Genomic DNA, 18,980 nt, shown 5'->3' with positions numbered 1-18,980 from the left:
GTGCCGTGCGGACGCTCCAAAAAATTATCGCTTGCTCTCTCAGCTTTCAGGTGTGGACGGATCGCCCACAAGGGTCGTCACTCCAGCCTGCGTGGTCGTCCCCCAGAGCAGCGCGAGCAACCAGTCTTGTGGTGCGCCGAAGGTTGGGTTGGGCATCCAGAGTACACCTAGCCCGATCGCCACACTGAAAGAGAGCGCTACGCCTAAAGCTGCCCAATCTAGCAGGGCGATCCGTTTACGCACACGCTCTGCGAAATCAGCACGACGTTCGCCATGCCGCTGCTGCGGTACCAACTTCAGGGTAAGGATCTCGCCCCCACTTGTGATAAGCCAGGTTGGTACGGTGGTGGGCAGAGCCCTAACAGAAGGCGTCGATGGCGTGCTCGTACTGCGCTCTTCCCTCTTCTTCGCAGGCCCCACGTTCAATGCGGTTGCTCCAGGGATGCCTTCGAGAGAGATGTTGAAAGGACGATCTTCCGAAAAGAAGTCTTTCACCTGGAAGTTGTTCAAAGCGGGGTTTTGCAAACGAATATGTTTCAAAGTGGGGTCTTTCGAACGGAGTTCTTCTATCAGGTCTTCCATAGGGCGTTCAGTAAAATCCGGATAGAGGTCTTGCATTTCTATCGATACGAATGTTTCCAATTGGTCTAACATCTCCGCATGCAGCTCTTGCAGCACAGTTTCAGCACTGTTCAGTGCTTGCTCGGTCTGGACGAAGGATACTGTTGCATCTTCAGCCTGCCCGTGCTGCAGAGCATGACGGGCTCTGGCTTGGTTCTGGTATACGGCGGCCAGTTTATCAGGTTGCATGGGTTGTTCGAACTTTAAATGGGCAGGATCATAGAGCCATTGAATGGCGAGATCAATTGCATCCAGGCGCGCCGCACACAGCTGCTGTAGACCTGAGTGCAAGCGTTGCAGATCCGCGTGTAGCTGTCGAGGCTCACTGGTGGCGGGCTGAACCGCAAAGTCGATCTGCTCGATAGTTTGTCTGAGTTGCTGGATGCGTTGAATCAGGCTCGCATCCTGATCTGACACGGGCATCAGTTGATCAAATGTGCTCGCCAGATACTCCGTGCGAAACTGGTCAGCCGCTTTAAGCAGAACCCCGCTATAGTTGGCCCGCATCGTCGCTAGCAACTGTTCACGCACCTCACCGTCAGTCGTATGCTGAACGGCAATGGCGAGGGCAGTCAAATCAGGTGGGGACATGGACTGCAGGGCTTCCTGCCACTGCTGCTGACTCCATTGGTGTGGGCGGCATGTTCCAGATGTCAGGCTGAGGAGGAGGTCATCTTGCAGCTTGCGCAGATGCTTTTCAGCAACTCCGATCGCTTCAAAGGCCTTGTCCAGATCCGGCCCGCTTTGCTCGGCTGCCTCAACTTGTGTCAGGATGAGTTGTTGATCAAGCGTGAGGGGTGGCTCTAACTCGTGCGCCTCGGCAGCTAATTGTCCTGCCGCATGCTTGAGTTGGCGCACCTTGAGCGCCACGAACTTGAACTGCGCTTCCTCGATGGTCGTTTGCCACCGATGAAGTCCGGCGAAATCGGTGGCGGCCTGATCAGCAGTCTCCAGTTGTTGCTGCAAGACCCTGGCATCAGTGACGATGGCAGCCTTAGCCTTACCTGTGGCAAGTTCGCTCAGGTTTTTGATGAGTGGCTCGGCCACTGAGGTAAGGATCGTACGCTGTACCTCGGCACGCAGGTTGTCCAGCGCATTATGCGCTTCACGCACCGCTGTCAGTCGACGATCGAGCGGTTCACCTAGTGTGGTGCGCAGATGCGTCAGGTTTGCCTCGTATCGTTGCTTGAGCAATGCACGCTCGTTCTCCGTACATTTTATGCTCGCAATCTGCGCTGACAATTGCGCTGCGTGCGTCAACACAGTACTGTAACGCTCAAAACACTCCTGCAGCACATCAAACATGGTCTGAAACTGCTGTCGATCCAGATCATCACGTTGACCTAACCGCTGCAACTCACGATCAAGCTGGAACCAGATCGGATCGGGCGGTGTATCTGGTAATGGTTTCTGGGTCACAGGCGCAGCGGTCGGTCTGTCCAGCGGTGGATGAAGTTGGGCAAGTTTCGCTCGTTGCTGTTCAACCTCCAACTGACGTCTGGTTCGCGTGCGCATCGTCTTGTTCCAAGTGTAGAGCAGCAGGGTCGCGATCATACTCAGCGCGATGATTATCGTAGGCAAGAGCGGGCTACTACGAACCAAAATAGTTAGCTCAGTGCGAACCTCGGGAGGAGCACCGGCGATTCTGACCGCACTCGTGTACTTGCCCGGCCCCAGGCCCTGAAGCGTTGCGACATAGCTAATTGTTTGTTCGGTATCGTCGGCTACTGCTTGGGTTGAGTCGGCTAACGTGCTGATTGGTGCCAGACTCCCATCCGCAGTGCGCCACTGGAGACTCTGCGTTAGCCCGCCGACGTTTGCATCAACCCCATTCTCGCGCACGACGCGCACGGGATCAATGCTTGGCGTGAAGGTTGCCGGGTTGCTTCCTGGTGGGATGCGTACGACGAACTCAAGCATAACCGGACTGGTGAACGGCCAGTACCACAAGGTAGTAGCGATGGTTGTGGCTGTTGGCTCAAGGATTACGTTCGGCCGCTGCTCCTGATTTTGTTTTGGCGGTGCAGTCTGCCCAGCCAACCCGGGGTCAGCAGCGCTTACGGCTTGGGCTTGGGTCTTTCCATCGAATCCAAGCAAGCAGAACATCACGACGATAGTAATTACCACAGATGACATGAGCTTTGATCTTCGCATAAAAGTACCCTCGTTCAATCTAGTTCGTCATGTGCCTTCTTTTCCTCTATGCTCAACGTTCGTGACCAGTAAACTCTAACCATCATCAAGAGACCGCCCTGGTCAACGCGCACCTTCAGAGCCTCGGCGGGGGCACAATCTCCTGCTCCAGGCCAGCATTGTATTGCGCGATCAGCGCAATGACGGCACGCACCTCAGATGAGTCGTCTTCACGGGCCACGAGGGGCAACTGTCCATGGAGGAGTTCGTGGTTGGCGAATCTGTGGAAGAGTGTCGCGAGGTCAGCCGGGACATGGAGCAGACTCTGCGGGAAGACCGCTCGGATACGTCGATAGATCGCTAGGCCAGACCAGTCATAGTCGCCGAAGTGAACGGCGTACCCTGGTGCTGGTCGCAGTGCGGCCAGCGCCTGGAGCGTTGTTTCCGCGATATTGCCGCCGGTGAAGACGGCGATGATCGTGCCGGTTTGGGGTGCGTCGTCCAGCGCCAGGAATGACTCCCAATTCTCGACGGTTAGCAGTGTCCAGAGATCGGGGAGGTCGAGCACGGCAAGACGATCACTGGTGATGCCGATCATGCCGCAGCGCCGGGTCAGTTCGGCCCAGGGTGAGGCAGGTTCGCTGCTGAACCAGCGCAGCAGCAGCGGCTGAGCCGTGTGGGTGACTAGACCAGACTTGCTGTTGCGGACACGGGCAATGTTCGCGGCCCGCTGGCCAGGTACTGGCGGAGCTACCACATCGGGATAGTGCTTCGCGAGCCACTCGGCAAACCCGTCTGGTTCGCGTACGATCACTCGACGCCGACTGCCTTGCACGTCAACCTCGACTAGGCGGAGCGCACGCAGTTGTGCAAGGAGCGTTTCGTGCGCACGGCTGATCTGGCTATATGCGACCGCCCCGTCATGGGCGAGTTGCGCGATCCACGTGGGTGGTTTCATCAACGTGTTCTCGTTCGGTCAGAATGACCTCATTGATCAGCCAACTTCGATCTCCATCGCGCTGCAAGATGTAGGAGTGATGGTTGGGCTCGCGAAGATCGGTAGAAAGTGATGCTCGGTGCAGTAGGCGATGATCTGGCGGAGGTTGTTGCTGGAAAGGCTGCCAACTTCGTCAAGGAAGAAGGGAATGCGGGTAACAATGCTGCGCCGGGTGCCCTGCAGCAGACGGATCAGGCCCAGGTAGACGACGATCTTGACGCCGATTGCCGTTCCGTTCGACTCGAAGGCGTGGATCTCGGTGACGGTACGCTGCTCACCGGTCTGGGCGTAGGTCACCCGAAATTCCAGCTGAAAGAGATCGTCGAGGTTCAGTTCGCGCCCGTGCGCACGCAGCGTGTCGACCAAGTAGTGCTCGATCTGTTGCTCAGCTGCCTCCAGCGAGAGGCTCCCTGTGCTCGGCGCGAACATATCGAATTGGAGCTGGCTGGTTTGCCTGATGGCTTCAACCAATTGGCTCTCCTGTACATGGAGCTCGATGCGCTCGATGTTCGAGATGCTTACCCGCCGAATGCCGTTGTTCAGCTCGGCAACCCGGCTGCGTATGATCTCGAAAGCCTGCGTGAGCTTGTCAAGCTCGCCTTTGACCAGCGTAACCAGGTTGGCGTAGCTTTCATGCAACTGGGCTTCGAGCCGATCAACTTCGGCTGTCAGCAGGCGTTTTTCGGTCACCCAGGCGGTGAAGGTCGTCTCTGGTGCCTCGCGCTCATAGAGATCGTCCAGACGGGCACGTGGCTCGTGCAGCGCCTCTTCAGTGCGCCGCCGCTCGTTGCGGAGATCGCGATGTCGCTCGCGGCTCAGCCGAAAGAGCTCGGGTAATTCTTCGGCAGCCACACTGGCGATGTCGGCCGGGCAAGGCTCTGCCGCGTCGCCGATCTCTCTGCCCACCTGGCGCACCTCGTCGAGCCGATGCTGGAGCGTGCTTAGCTCCGTCCGAAGCGTCACTTGCGCATCCTGATGTGCGCGAACGCGCTCGGCGAGCGGGCGCTGCTGTGCTTCCAACTCCTGCTGCTCGCGCCGACAGGACTCTAGCTCCCGCGCGACGGCCGCCGCTCCGCCGCTGCTTATTTCCAGCTCTTCCAGACGCTGAAGCGTGCCGAGCAGTGTTTCGAGCTCGTTGACCTGGCGCTGCAGGGATCGAATCTGCTGCTGGATCTGCTCGCGGTCGCGGGCAATCGCCAGCTCACGCTCGTGGGTGAGGATGCGCTGCTCGACCTCGGCGAGTCGGTCGGCGAGCGGCTCTTCGTCGGCGGTCGGGCGATACCAGACACTGCGAACGATGCTGAGACCAAAGCCGTGGAAGACCCCCTGCGGGTCGATCCGGGCGGCGGCGGCATGCGCGGACGCCAGCAGCTGTGCTGCATCGGTGACGGTGTCGGCGAGGGGCAGGCTGAGCAATTGCTCGGAGACAAGGAAGCGTAGGAGGGCACGCTGATCATCGCTCAGGTCGGCCTCGGCCAGCAGGTGGCTGACGGTGCGGCTCTCGATGAGGCGGCGGATACGATCCCGATCATCGTGGGCTTTTCGTAGCCGACCCTCGATCTGCGCGACGCTCACGCTGCCGGCCTGCTCGATCCGCTTCTCGAGCTCGATCGCCTGGTAGCTGAGCTGGTTGCGCTCGGTGCGCACCTGCTCCCGCCGATAGCCGACGCAGCGCTCGGCTAGGCGCTGCAACTCATCAAGCATGCGCTGCAGTTCAACCGTTCGGCTACGCTGCTCGGCAATTTGATTGGCAAGCCGCTGGCGCTGCTCCTCAAGCTCGACCAAGGCCACGCTCAGAGCAGCGGCACGCCTGCCCAGGTGGCCCTGCTCTTCTTCAAGCATCTCAGCGTAGCGTTGCGCCGCGTAGCTCAGGCGGAGGCGGGCCACATGTTCGTCCCTCGCGGCCTGTTCGCGTCGTTCGACAGCCGCAGTCCACTGGTCAATCAATGGCTTGAGGCGCAACAAACTATTGATGCGATCGCGGATGTTGCGGGCCTCGGTATACTTGCGGTCGAAGTCACGCGCAACGTCAATACGCGTCTTCGCACCAGTGCTCTCCACCAGGGCGTTGAGGAAGAGACGAATATCGCGGGCAGTCAGACGCTCCAGGCGCAGGAGGTTCTGGAGCAAGCGCCGTAGCAGGCGAAAGTTGCCGCGTCCCAGGTCAAAGAGATGGACGTTCGCCTGATCCTCGTTCTGCTCACCGACCAGCCCACGTTCGTGATCTTCGGCACGCTGGTAAAGATAGAAGCGCCGGTCGGCCAGACGTACGCCGACGCGCTGAGGCGATAGTACGTGGCGTTGCTCATCGAGAAAGTCCACCAGGTGAAAGGCCCCGTCGAAGGCGAAGACCTGGCGCGAGTCGGCGGTGCCAGTGCCATAGACACCGAGCGTGCGCTGGGTGCCGCGCACCGTGCGCACGGTGAAAAGGATATAGGAACCCTCGCGGCGGAAGTAGAAGGCTAACGTCTCGGAGAGGCTTTTTGAGAAATGCATCTCGCGTAGGTCAGGGAAATAGAGGAATTGAATGAGTTCAATCAGGCTGGTCTTGCCGACGTTGTTGTCGCCCACCAGGTGTACGGCACGCACATCGGTATTGAGCTCCAGCGTGTCGAACATGCCACTATTGATCAAGCCAAGTTTGAGAATGCTGCTGACCATCTCACGCATGTGCGTCCTCCTCGGCGCTCCGCAGGTGCTGATGGAGTCGGCGCGCCATAGTAAGGATGCGTGCGGCAGGATCACGCAGGGTCAGGGTGCGCGTCTCGGGATGGTAGGTGACGAAGCCTTTGCGGGCGATGCGTCGCCAGAGGTCTTCGATGGTATCGAGATCCTGGATGCCAACCTGGGCCAGATACTCACGACCATAGCCATCGCGCAGCCAACTGAGATCAAACCAGCGCATGGGCATACTGAAGAGATCGGCGTAACTGCCGCCCTGCTCGAGCCAGAGATCGCTGAGCAGGAAGAGCGTGACTACCGTCTGACGCTCTTCATTGGTCAGTTCCTTCTGCTCCTTCTCCAGCAGCATGACCTCGCCATCACGGACAAGGCTGAAGCCTGATGCCGCGAGGTGGTTCTGGAACCAAACGAAGCGATCATCGAGTTCAGCATAGAGGGGGCCGAGATCACCGGAAGACAGATCCGACCGACTAAATTGATATCCCCGCAGCAGACGCTGGCAGATCTCGGCGCTATGGGGTGGTACATCAGCGGGCATAACGTTCCTCCCAACGCACGCCAAAGTCGCGCAACTGCAGCGTCTGCGCACTGAGCTCGTGGCGGAACAGCGTATCGTGGAGCTCCAGAGCGACCTGTGGATGTGGACGCAGCAACGGCAGCACCATCGCCCGGAGTTGTTCTTCCTCAACGTAGGTCGGGAAGGTTCTGGTCACGAAAGCAGGCCAACTCGAAATCGTCCCAACCGTCGCGATCGTCTGCCAGAGGTGGCGCTCAGTCAGCACCATATCCTCAGCGTGGCGCTGCACAGCAGGGCTGATGGTCAGGGCCCGGGGCTGTGGCAGCAATCGGCGGTGAACCACATCAGCAAAGAAGGTCTCGATGCGCTCCATCGGCGCAGCATGGAAGGTATTGCGCCCGGCCGCGATCAGCGTTGTCGTTCCAACTGCCAGCCAGACCTGATCGAGGCGGGCCAGGCAGAAGGTGAGCGCATCCTTGAGCGACTTTTCATCAAGGAGCGAGTGCAGCAGGGTGCGAGCGGTGTCGACGATCGCCGCAAAGCCGCGGAGGAGTTCGTGGTCGATAAAGTGCAGGTCACTGATCAGACGCCGACGTCGGCTGTCGAGCTCCTGCGACTGGGCGAGCAGCACATCCTGACGACCAAGTTCGCCGACCTGCCGCCGTAACTGGGTGATGTGCAGCACATAATCACCGCTGGGGTCAATCAGTTCACGCAGCGGCTCGATATAGCGGCGCTGGGCATGCTCAAGATCCTGCAGGCGCTGCGCAAGCGAATGCTTGCCGCCGGCGCGCTTAATATCGCCAAGGAGACGCATACAGGCGACATAGTGGTCGTGGCCAGCCTGACGCACCTCACGTACCAGACGGTAGAGATCGTCAATCACATCGAAGATCGCATGGTGATCAACCTCGGCGGCAAAGAGCTCGCGCTGGAGGCGTCCGGTCAAGTCGGCAATGGCGAGCATCTGATCGCGCAGGAAGGTCGCACTGATCAGCCGACCGCGTCGCTCGTAGTAGTTGACCAGGTCAACCACTGCCGGGTTTACGATGAAGCCGGCCTGATGTTCGACCAGCAGAATCGCGGCCTGGCAGAGCGCCTCAATCAGGTCGTCCTTTTGTGCTGCCGGTACCCCGTGGTGTTCGAGGTAATGCAGCAACTGGGCTCGGCTGAGCCAATCAGGATCCGCACAGAGATCCACAATCAGCGCGGTCTGATCGCGGGCCAGGGTGAGGAAGTGGGTCAAACGCGGCATGCTCATCGGGTACCTGTCGGGATAAAGCGGGCATAGACTTTGCCGGTGGATAAAGCTAACGCGATGAGCTACCTACTGAGCAAACCAGCGCGCTAAGGTCTCACGCAGGAGGACAAAGGACGGGTCGCTACAATCGCTCACGGAGCAGCGTCTCCAGCATCTTTTCTTGCTGCACATCAGTCGTCAGGATGACGAGATCTTTTGTCATCCGAGTACCCCGGCGGCATACATGGTGGACAGATCGACCTCACCTTGCCAGTTCTGGAGTGCCGGGTGGTGATCCCCGGTGACGATCGCTACGGCCCCGGAAGGATTCCGGGCGAAGCAGAGCAGTTGTGCTGGCTCAGCCAGACCGAGGAAGAGCGGCGAGTGCGTGGCGACCAGGATCTGACTGCTATAGACTGATGACAACGATTGGTAGACCCCCTCCAGTGCTTTCGGGTGAATACCATTTTCAGGCTCTTCGATCAGATAAATGCCCTCTTGCTGGGGAAGATAGGCCAGCAAGGTTAGTGCAAGAAGACGCAGGGTGCCGTCAGAAACCAGCCAGGATGGTACCGGCTCGGCCGTACTGGCATAGCTCACCGCAAGGTAGAGATGCCGATCTTCTGGGCGTTCACGAACCGAGACACTGGTCAGATCGGGGAGGATGGTCTTCAGATGGGCCACCCAGTCTGCATAGGCCTGCGGGTGGTTGCGCTGAAGATCCTGAATCACCAGCGGCAGATTCGCTCCGTCGACACTGAAGCTCCGTGAGAGGGATGGGCTTGCGGGGCGACGCATCGCAACGCTATTTAACGCCAGCACACGCACCCCCTCGAGGAGCAGGTTGCGGATCCAGAGGGTGATGGGGAAGCGTACCGCATCCTCTGGCAATCCGGCGAGGGCTGCCCGTCGTGGACCAATACGATAGACAATGTTCCACGTACCGCCCTCAGCCTGGTAATAATCGTTGCCGCCATCTGCCACCTTGCGCACCACCGTCTGCCAGCCGGCGGGTATCTTTCCCGTTGTCATCAGCGACGCTGGCGGCGTGCGTTCTCTCGGGAAGAGGTCAGGCTCGGGGTGACGATCCGTGGCGATGATCGACGCTGGATGCCGTGCGTGTTCGATGAGCCAGAGGGTTTCGGCACGGATGTGCACTTCACCAGTGTCGGCGAGCCCGAAGACAACCTCATAGCGGGCACGGTCATACATCGTGCTGCTGCCATGCTCGCCAACCGGCTGACGGAGTGCTGCTGGGACAGCGAATTCAAGGGCCAGTTCAACATAGTCATGCTGCTGATTAAAGACAAGCTCCTCAAAACGGCTGGCGCGGCCACGTCCGGACTCGGTGCCAAAAAGCAAGGCACGATCGAGCCCGTAGCGGACAAAGTCGCCCAGGAGCGCGATCACATCAAGAAAGGTCGATTTCCCTGAGGCATTGGGGCCTACGAGTACCTGGAAAGCGCGTACATCTTGAGCAACATAGCGCAAACTTCGGTAATACAGGGCCTCGACACGGCTAATCATCATAGATCTTTTCTCTCTTACCGCAGGGCACGCTGTGAGTTCTGCACCTTCGCTGTCACCGAGCTTTCGCTTGGCTGGCGATGGCATAGATTTGAGGCATCGTGGTTGGTAGTATAGCATGTAGCTGGCAGACAATGGCAGACCTGTCTGCGGTATGCAGGCCCACATCGGTCAGGTACAGGAGCAGAATAGTGCGCTGGAACGGGCATATGGGGCGCGGTGCCTGGGGTAAAGCTGCGCACTGGCGGAGGTTCAGGGCACCCTGGATCGGGTGCCGGGAGACGATCCGGCAACAGGCCCATCCAGCGGCGGCGTTCGGCATCGCTCAGGTAGGGTGATGCATTGCTCGCCACTGACAATCGTAGAGTACCCTCGTTCAATCTAGTCCGTCTTTCCTCTATGCTCAACGTTCGTGAAGCTTTGACGCCAGCTGCACCCGTTGGTATTATACAGAGATAGATGTGAGGAGGTAGGCAGAGCCTTCACTATTGGTTTAAGCACCTTTCAGTACCCTCAATCCTAGCAGCTTTTAGCGTCGTGATCACCTTCATTTCGCCGTCTTTACCACTATGCAGGGGAGCGAATGATGGCAGGCTTCTTCGCAGATTTGCTCGCAAATGCCCTCGGTGAACTGCTGGCCGACCTTTTCGGCGAGACACTGAATCAGCGTGCGGAACGACGAGCGCTCCAACGAGCATTGGTGGCGGCCGTGAGCAGCGCCGAACAGCAGTTTGCTTCTACCTATGCCGAGCATGACCCTGAATTGGTGCAGGCGTTGCTCTACCAGACCCGCTTCAGCGATCTGCCTAGTGTGCGGGCTGCCCTCCGCGATCTGCTCGCTCGTCCTTTCCACGATCCCCACGGCGCGGTGGACGTACTGCGACGCTCGTTCACCGATGTCCTACCGGAGCGCTTCGATCGAACGCGGGTCGATGCGATGATGGCAGCCTTTCTCGCCGCCCTTGGTCGTGAGGTTCTCTACATCCCTCAACTGCGTGAGCTCTACGCCCTCAGCTTTCAGAAAATCAGCGCCGAGAGTAGCCGCGCCACTGCGGAGCATACCGCTGCGACGGCGCACCAGTTGGCTGTGCTGAACGATGGCTTTCGTGAACTGCAGGAGGGCTTGCGCCTGATCGCCGCTCGGCCTGATCCACACCTCCTGAGCACATCTCGCCCTCTCCTGCCAGAGCGCCAGCGGCCCTGGCATAACCTTCCGCAACGTACCTATCCTGAGTTCATCGGCCGGCTGGATGAATTGGAGCAGCTTGCGCGGCTGATGCTCCCACACCCCCGCTCGCGTCACTTTGTCATTACCATTGATGGGATTGGCGGGGTTGGCAAGAGTGCCCTGGCGCTTGAGCTTGCCTATGGGTATCGCAAGCACTATCACTCCATCCCTGAAGAAGAGCGCTTTGCGGCGATTGTCTGGGTCTCGGCCAAGCGCACGTTGCTCACTGCAAGCGGTATCCAGCAGCGTCGCCAGAGCTTCAACACCCTGGACGACCTCTTCCGCGAGGTGGCGACCGTGTTGGAACAACCTTCAATCGTGCAGGCTCCCCTGCATGAACGCCGCAGCCTGGTTGAGCATGCCCTCGCGGCGCAACGAACGTTGCTGATCGTGGATAATCTGGAGACGGTGGATGACGACGAACTGCTCAGCTTCTTGCGTGAACTGCCTGATCCGACCAAGGCATTGCTCACCACACGGCATCGCATCGACATCGCCTACGCCCTCAGGCTGACCGGTATGCCACGCGCCGATGCCCTCAAGCTGATGCAGGTCGAAGGTGCAGCCAAAGGCGTGCAGTTGACTGCGCCTGCGATGGACGACCTCGAGCGGCGTACCGGCGGCGTGCCCCTGGCTATCCAATGGAGTATCGGTCTTATGAGCATGGGCCTGAGTGTCGAGGCCGTCCTGCGTCGGCTAGGCCAGGGCCAGAGCGACATTGCCCGCTTCTGCTTTGCCGAGAGCGTAGAGCGTATTCGTGGCCGTGACGCCCATCGCTTGCTGCTTGCGCTGGCCCTCTTTGAGCGCAGCGTCAGCCGCACCATGCTCGGCGACGTCGCGGGCCTTGCCAATGATCCTGTTGGCCGCGACGAGGGCCTTGCCGAACTGTTGCGCCTCTCGCTGGTCAATCAGAAAGGCGACCGTTTCAGTTTGCTGCCACTGACCCACGCCTTTGCCCGTGAGGAACTCGCGACGATCCCCTACCTTGAGCAAGAGTTGCGTGAGGGTTGGATAACCTTTCTGCTGTCAATTTCGCGTCCATATGCTGAGCTACATCACCTCCAGCCGAGCGCTGCTCAACTCATCCTCGATGGACAGCATCTCGAGAATCTCGCTCGTTGGGCTGAACAAGTCGAACGCATTGATCTTGTGCTCGCACTTTTTCCTGCGCTGATGGTCTACCTGGATGTTGTCGGACGCTGGGGCGATATCCTGCGGCTTGCCGACCAAATGATTGATTATACACAACTTCTGGGCGACGAACGGCTGTTGCCATTGATACTTTGTGGCAAATCCTGGATCGAGAGCCAGCAAGGTCAACATGAAGCGGCGAGGCGTTCAATCGAACAAGCACTTGACGTGTCAGCACGGCGTGGTGAAGTTGTGTGGCAAGTTGAATCGCTTGGACGGTATGTCCAAATTGTACGACGCGAAGGCGATCTAACACGTGCGGAAGAACTCCTCTCAGAGGCTGTTCAATTGATCGAACGCTTACCTGAGGATGTGGCAGCCCACACTCGCTCAGATCTCATGTTCGAACGCGGCAAGATCGCTCGTGATCGGGGTGATTATCAGTTGGCGCGACAAATCTTTACAGAGGCACAACGCATCTTCCCACTTGATGATGAGCTATCACCTTTTAACCCTGAGCGAGCCTGGGGGATTGCCGGGAACCTTGGATTTGTGTTGCATCAACTCGGGGAACTCGACGAAGCTGCACAACTGTACGAACGCAGCCTGGCCTACTTTCGTCAGTTTGGCGGACGTGGTTATTTGGCAACCTTGCTGGTTCGGTTAGCTGATCTCGAGCTTCAATGTGATCAGCTTCGTCAAGCTGAAGCTCATGCGCGCGAGGCACTTGATGTGGGTAGGCAGCTCGGATTGGTTCAAGAGCAGCAGCAGGCTGAGGCGATATTGCACGTTTTGGAACGTACCTCATGAGCCGCGAAGAACGCGCCCACCTTCAACGCCTGATGGCGATCAACCGTGCCCACCTGCGCGAGTTGGAGGTGCAGCAGGCGAAGTTTGGCTCCGTGCACGTGCCTAGCCACATCATCCTGCAAATCGCCGATTATCAGCAACAGATCGCCCAACTGGAGGAACAGATGACGACGATGCTGCCCCGCCACAATCTGCCCCCGCGCGACTACGAGCGCTTCGTTGGGCGCCAGACCGAGTTGGCTGAAGTCCGACGCTTGCTCGGGTCACGCAGCCGGGCCTTCGTGATCACGATTGATGGCATTGGTGGCATTGGCAAGAGTGCCCTGGCCCTGGAGGCTGCCTATAACTTATGTGAAAGCTATGCAGATCAGCCCGAGAGCGAACGTTTCGATGCCATTGTCTGGGCTTCGGCCAAGCGCAGTTACCTGACCGCTGATGGCATTCTCGAGCGCCGCCAGGTCTTCCGTGCCCTGAACGACCTTTACGCGGCGATTGCTCAGGTGCTTGACTTCCCGGCCATTACCCGTGCCCGTGCCGAAGAGCAGCGCACCATCGTCGAGCAAGTGCTCACGGAGCAGCGCACCCTGCTCATTCTCGACAACCTGGAAACGGTTGACGACGAAGAGTTGATGGCCTTCCTGCGCGAGTTGCCTGACCCGACCAAAGCCCTGGTGACGACACGTCACCGCATTGATGTCGCCCACCCGATCCGACTCACCGGCATGCCACACCCCGATGCACTGGTGCTGATTGCCCAGGAGGCCATGCGTAAACGCGTTCCGCTCGCGCCTGACGACCACGAACAGCTTTGGCAACGAACTGGCGGCGTCCCGCTGGCGATTGTCTGGAGCATCGGCCTGATGGGCCTTGGTGGCTCGGTCGAGAGTGTCCTGCGCCGACTCGGTAGCGGCCAAAGCGATATTGCCCAATTCTGCTTCGCCGAGAGCGTAGCCCAGATCCGCGTCCGCGATGCCTACTGGCTGCTGCTGGCGCTCTCGCTCTTTGCCACTGACGCTAGCCGCGAGGCATTGGGGGTGGTCGCTGGGCTTGGCGAGGATCATTTTGGTCGCGATGTGGGCCTCGAAGAGTTGCTCCGACTCTCACTGGTGAATAAGGATGCGGATCGCTTTAGTCTGCTGCCGCTTACGCGAAGCTATGTGCAAGGCGAAATCATTGGCACTCAGCAGTGGATAGAGGCAGCGCAGGAGCGCTGGCAGGCTTATTTCTCTGAATTTGCAGCTACCTATGGCGGATGGAATCCTGATTGGCGTGCTCATAATCTTGTAGAGCAGGATCTTCCCAATATTCTTGCGGTTCTCCATTTATTCATTAAGAAATTGAATCTCAGTGAAACTCAGCGTGAAGATCAAAATTTCTCTGCTGATTTTTTGGATCGAGGAAAGTATATCCTGAATCTCATCCCTAAAGTGACTCGCGTATGTCGTCTCCGAGGATACTGGAGTGATTGCGATCAACTGTCCATGCTAGGAGTACAATTAGGAAGGCTATTGAATGCCCTCGAGGAAGTAGGATGGCGTTACTATGACCTCAGCAGGATTAGCTACTTCCGTGGAGATATAGAATTGGCAGAAGAGTGGGCTCGTGAGGCTCGACTGGCATGGGAGCATCATTCGCCCCAGCGTCTCTGCTATGCTGATCGCATTCTGGGTCTAGTTGCTTTAGATCAGGGGAGAATCGCAGATGCAGAGTACTTGATAACCGAGGCATTCAAGAGCTATGGTCAATTATTGGAAGGCTATATGGCGTCAAATTTTTTAGACGCAATGGGTAGCTTAGAAGCTGCCAGAGGTAATGTGGATGATGCAATTAAGTGGTATCGTCAGTCTATCGTCGCGAGTAAAAAGGCAGATAATGTGCCCGGACTTTCATTGAGCGTTTTTTTGTTGGGTGTGGTCTATAGTAACAATGCTGAGATAAAGCTTGCGCAAGAGTGTTGTATGGAAGCGTTACAACTTGCTCGTGAGTGTGGTCGTGCAGATGTGATCGCCCGTGCGTACTATCAATCAGCAAAGCTTTATCATCAGGAAGATGCACCATTAGCTAATGAATATACCCACTATGCCCTCGACCTCTTCCGCCGCCTGGGGATGAAGCGTGAACAGGCTGAAGCCGAATCCTTGCTTCGCCAACTTGGCGAGCGGCCCTAAAACCTTGTTGCGACCTTCGCCAACTCACGCCTAACTGAGTAGGATACGACCAACCGGACACTAGCCACAGGCCCGATGCCAGCAATGCCCAGATGCGTTAGCAAGGGCACTGCGGCAAAGACTTTTCCACTCTCGCATACTCGCAGGCGCAGAGCTTCTTTGCACGAAGAAATATATTTAATTATGATTCAAAATCAGGATCATCTATCTTGATCTTACTATTTTGCAGATCAACAAAGTAATCTAATAAAATCGGGTGAGAAAACACATAATTACCGCCAGTCTTTCGTATTAATGAAAGTTCGGTGCAATGTGTTAAAAAAGCAAATAGCCTTAATGGTAAGATGTTATATATTCTCAAGATTACCCTAACTGAGTAGTGCTGAATTGCAGATCGACCTCCCCAACGTAATCCGAAAATTGAACCAAAAAAGAAACCGACAATTATCCCATCTCTCACTCCACCAGTTAGTCCTGTTACAACATCAAAAGCTGGACCCATAAGAATACCAGAAAGTATCCAATAACTAACACCAATGAGTACCCCATTTCTGAGAGAACGCAAAATTGGCTGATTTGGAAATACGACTTCTTCAATTATGTCTGCCTTTAACATTCGTCTCACAGTTATAAGACTGCTATGGAATATAGCAAAAATCCAAGTGTAAACAGGATTGCTTGGACTTATTAACAAAAGAACATACGCTGTAAAGACAGTTGAGATGAGGCCCGCTAGAAATTCCTTTGCGGAGAAGCGAACCCGAACCGCTTCGACCGGTTCGATATCACGCCAAAATTGTGAGAAAGCGAAAATAATTGAGCCAATTATAAGAGTGGCAAAAAAACCTAAAACTATACTATTATCAAGAATTGCAAAAATTACACCGATGAAACTTCCAATAATAAGGCTGAAGGTAAATCCTAAAATCCAGGTAGGTATAATACGAAGACGCTTTGGCAACCATTCAACTCTTATGCTTTCTATTTGAAATGACGGGCGATTATTCTTTTTTATTTGTACTGCTAATTTTGAAAGCCAGTAAATCGTAGTGCTTTGGTTATACATTCTTTTTAGAGGGCGATGATGAAATAAATGGTTGATATAAGCATGTAATAGTCTTTTTTGCAAGATCTCTGGTGATGTTGATTTTTGAAAAGAATCGTTTATCAGTTCTTCATGTACTTGACAAATTATAGTAAGCATGAAAGGTGTGTTGATTAAGCTTCGAATTTCCGTGTCTCGAAGAAAAATATTTATAGAATTCACTGGTAAAGCCGTTGTTAGTGCATTTCTAATCATGCTATCTGTAAGCGATTGAATAATGATTTCACCTTCTATTTGAAGTTTATTTTTGATTTCAAGATATTCATCAGTACGACTGGAAATAATAAGACCTGTTCCCATATATTTGCGCTGATAACTATTGATTGCAGAGACACATGTTTCACGCAGATCAGATTTTACTTCATTTAAACCATCTAATACGAAGATCAGGCGACGATTCTGTATTAACTCAGCAATCTCAGTTTTTGGAAAATGATACTCTCTGTCTAGTGCCTCTACTATCCAAGACTCAAAATCATCCGCCACAGCAGACCAAGTTGATAATGGCAAAAAAACCGGTACGGGATCATCTTTTTGTTTACGTGCTCGAATAATAAGTTGATTCATAATTTGAAGCAACGTGATGGTTTTTCCAGACCCTGCATCTCCTAGTATAAGAATACATTTATCATGATCATCAAAGTAGGTTAATAAATCTGAAAGACCTGAAAAATTTTTTACAACAGGATTTGGAAATTTAATTCTATCATCAAATGGTCTCTTAATTTGATGAGATGTCTGATAAGTCAATCGTAAATGATTAAAGGTCTTAGTATTAGGTAGCAAGAAGCCTTGTATCCAATCACGTTCCATTCGGTTTAGTAGACGGCGGTTTAGATCATCAGTAAAACTATCCTGGTCAAGCTTTCGTCGAATTGCTTCGGGAATGGGCATTGAGTCTTGGTCATTTCTCCTCTTATACTCTCGCAGTTGCCAGCCAAACAAAATAGCCCCAATGATAAGGAAAGGTATAATTGACACCCATAGGTTTGAACCAAGTATTTCTTGGAGCCAACTCGCAACTAAGCTGTCGAGTAGTGAGTAGACAGACATTAATAGTAGTATCAGAGCACCAACAACTATGGTGTTACGTTGTTTGTTCATAAGACAAAGTTTTGTTGCAAGGTGACGTCATTATTACGTGTTGACTGCAACATATACTATCACCTTCATCAATTTCTTTATATCCTTAGTCAGGCCCGCCCCACTCCCCGTCAGCCTTCTTCGCCCAGGATGGCCGCAATGGCGTCATAATACCCGACAAATTCCCGGTGTCGTCGGGTGGCGTAGCCCGGCATGCTGCGCACAATCTCGGTTTTGGTGTCGCCCCGGGCGATGCGGGCGCTGAGCCGGGCGATGTCGCTGATGGTGAAGGGCAGGAGCGCAAGTGGGTCACCTGCGCTGCTGGCTGCTGTCATCGGGTTTGTGGGGGCGTTGAATTCGCCAGTCGTTTCGTCTGATGGGTGGGCTGCGCCGTTGGCGGCACCGTCGAAGGCCGTGTTTGGGAGCACACCGCTGCTGGCGGCTGCTCCGGGTGAGGTGCCGGTTGCGGTGGTGCAATATTCGCTGGAACGGGCATATGGGGTGCGGTGCCTGGGGTAAAGCTGCGCATTGGCTGGAGGTTCAGGGCACCCTGGGTCAGGTGTCGGCAGACGATCCGGCAGCAGGCCCAGCCAGCGGCGGCGTTCGGCATCGCTCAGGTAGGGGGCACGGGTGGTGATGCATTGCTCGCCACTGACAATCGTGAAGACGCCAGCCCCAGTTGGCGGTGGGGGCAGGTGGTGCGGAGGAACTGCGCCTGCGGCGGCGATCTGCTTCGCGGTTTTGGCGAGGTTGGGTTTGACCTGGGTTTCGTCGGGTTGATAACTTCCCATAAAGACGCCGATTTGCGAACGCCAGAGCATGTCCATGCCGGTGACGGTCTGCATGCCGATGAGATAGCGCATGCCAAAGGCACGCCCTGCGGTCAGTTCTGTGTTGAGCCATAGGTCAAGTTCGAGGTCGAGGGTGCGATCACGCTCACGCTGGGTGCGCTCGCGCTTCAGCGCGGTTTCGAGCAGGCTCAGTTCCGAGATGAAGACGACCAGGAGGGGCAGATCGTGCCCGTGATAGTGATCCCATTTGCTCACGCCCGCCGCAGTGAGCACTGCTTTGCGGCGTTGGCGTTCGGCGGTCAGGGCGCGGAGGACGTCCGGGATCGTTTCCGGGTCAGTTGCCAACGCCCAGGTCTGCGCTTTGCTCGCCCACGGCTGAAAGTCTAGACCTTTGCCGTCAATGATCGCCACGTGCAGTTCGTGCGGTTCGTGATGCACCAGTGCGAGCGCGAGGAGCATCCACCAGGCGAGGTTGTCTTTGCCGCTGTCGCTCGCCCCGCTGATCAGGATGTGGTTAGTTTCGCCGACCAGCGCGGTATGGACAAGGCCAGCTTCCTGGCGATCAGAACGGCACCAACCCAACGGCAAGCGATACCGGTCGTTCGGCGAGTGGCGCCGCAGATAGCTGAGCGTTGCTTCGATCCCCGGAGGATCGCGTAAGGCCCGTCCGGCACCGGCCAGCAGGGCTGGGGGTGCGGCGAGATCGGCGCGAGGGGGCGCTGCCGGTCGCGCCGACGTAGCGGAGGTGCCTGCACGTGCGAGAGCACGCGGCCAGACGCGCATGCTGGTGAGGGCGTGCCCGTGCAGCGCCTGCATCCGTTGACCCCACGCGACAAGCCTCCCGAAGCGGGCAAGGCCGAGCAAGCAGAGGGCCACGCCCAGCGCCAGAACCATATTTCCCGGGTCACGAAACCATGCTTCCATGCCACTCTCTTCCCGTCGCTTGG

Annotated in this window: 10 protein-coding genes; 2 read left to right on the top strand and 8 right to left on the bottom strand. The window is 56.3% G+C overall.

The genetic code is table 11. The features are described from left to right. Nucleotides 1–39: 39 nt before the first annotated feature. The 6 genes from EYB53_RS10800 to mads3 form a co-directional block, all read right to left on the bottom strand. Nucleotides 40–2,175 (bottom strand): hypothetical protein, encoded by a 2,136-nt coding sequence (locus EYB53_RS10800; RefSeq protein ID WP_135478198.1) that lies wholly within the window; start codon nucleotides 2,173–2,175, stop codon nucleotides 40–42. A gap of 715 nt (nucleotides 2,176–2,890) precedes the next feature. After that, nucleotides 2,891–3,712 (bottom strand): Wadjet anti-phage system protein JetD domain-containing protein, encoded by an 822-nt coding sequence (locus tag EYB53_RS10795; RefSeq protein ID WP_135478197.1) that lies wholly within the window; start codon nucleotides 3,710–3,712, stop codon nucleotides 2,891–2,893. Nucleotides 3,713–3,748: 36 nt separating this feature from the next. Further along, nucleotides 3,749–6,421: an Mks condensin complex protein MksF gene (locus tag EYB53_RS10790; RefSeq protein WP_135478196.1), complete on the bottom strand. Its 2,673-nt coding sequence runs from the start codon at nucleotides 6,419–6,421 to the stop codon at nucleotides 3,749–3,751. Further along, on the bottom strand, nucleotides 6,414–6,971 hold the full coding sequence (locus EYB53_RS10785) for a condensin complex protein MksE (RefSeq protein ID WP_135478195.1): 558 nt from the start codon (nucleotides 6,969–6,971) through the stop codon (nucleotides 6,414–6,416). The genes EYB53_RS10790 and EYB53_RS10785 overlap by 8 nt, the downstream gene beginning before the upstream one ends. Beyond that, a complete protein-coding gene (locus EYB53_RS10780; protein ID WP_135478194.1) occupies nucleotides 6,961–8,211 on the bottom strand; it encodes a hypothetical protein in 1,251 nt (416 codons plus the stop codon). The genes EYB53_RS10785 and EYB53_RS10780 overlap by 11 nt, the downstream gene beginning before the upstream one ends. 198 nt (nucleotides 8,212–8,409) lie before the next feature. Next, nucleotides 8,410–9,720: a methylation-associated defense system AAA family ATPase MAD3 gene (gene mads3, locus EYB53_RS10775; RefSeq protein ID WP_167857345.1), complete on the bottom strand. Its 1,311-nt coding sequence runs from the start codon at nucleotides 9,718–9,720 to the stop codon at nucleotides 8,410–8,412. 580 nt (nucleotides 9,721–10,300) lie between these two features. On the opposite strand from mads3, the gene EYB53_RS10770 reads away from it, so the two are divergent. Both EYB53_RS10770 and EYB53_RS10765 read left to right on the top strand, forming a co-directional pair. Beyond that, nucleotides 10,301–12,886 (top strand): tetratricopeptide repeat protein, encoded by a 2,586-nt coding sequence (locus EYB53_RS10770; protein ID WP_135478192.1) that lies wholly within the window; start codon nucleotides 10,301–10,303, stop codon nucleotides 12,884–12,886. Beyond that, nucleotides 12,883–15,054: an AAA family ATPase gene (locus tag EYB53_RS10765; RefSeq protein WP_135478191.1), complete on the top strand. Its 2,172-nt coding sequence runs from the start codon at nucleotides 12,883–12,885 to the stop codon at nucleotides 15,052–15,054. Before EYB53_RS10770 ends, EYB53_RS10765 begins: the two co-directional genes overlap by 4 nt. 181 nt (nucleotides 15,055–15,235) lie before the next feature. On the opposite strand, the gene EYB53_RS10760 is transcribed toward EYB53_RS10765, so the two are convergent. After that, nucleotides 15,236–17,263 (bottom strand): NACHT domain-containing protein, encoded by a 2,028-nt coding sequence (locus EYB53_RS10760; RefSeq protein WP_135478190.1) that lies wholly within the window; start codon nucleotides 17,261–17,263, stop codon nucleotides 15,236–15,238. A gap of 110 nt (nucleotides 17,264–17,373) precedes the next feature. Next, nucleotides 17,374–18,957 carry an FtsK/SpoIIIE domain-containing protein gene (locus tag EYB53_RS10755; protein WP_135478189.1) on the bottom strand — a complete coding sequence of 528 codons (1,584 nt, stop codon included), beginning with the start codon at nucleotides 18,955–18,957 and terminating at the stop codon, nucleotides 17,374–17,376. Nucleotides 18,958–18,980 lie beyond the last annotated feature (23 nt).

This window comes from Candidatus Chloroploca mongolica, assembly GCF_004762035.2.
Classification (GTDB): Bacteria; Chloroflexota; Chloroflexia; order Chloroflexales; family Chloroflexaceae; genus Chloroploca; species Chloroploca mongolica.
The sequence above is the reverse complement of the archived record's forward strand: the minus strand, read 5'-3'. Positions and strand labels throughout refer to the sequence as shown.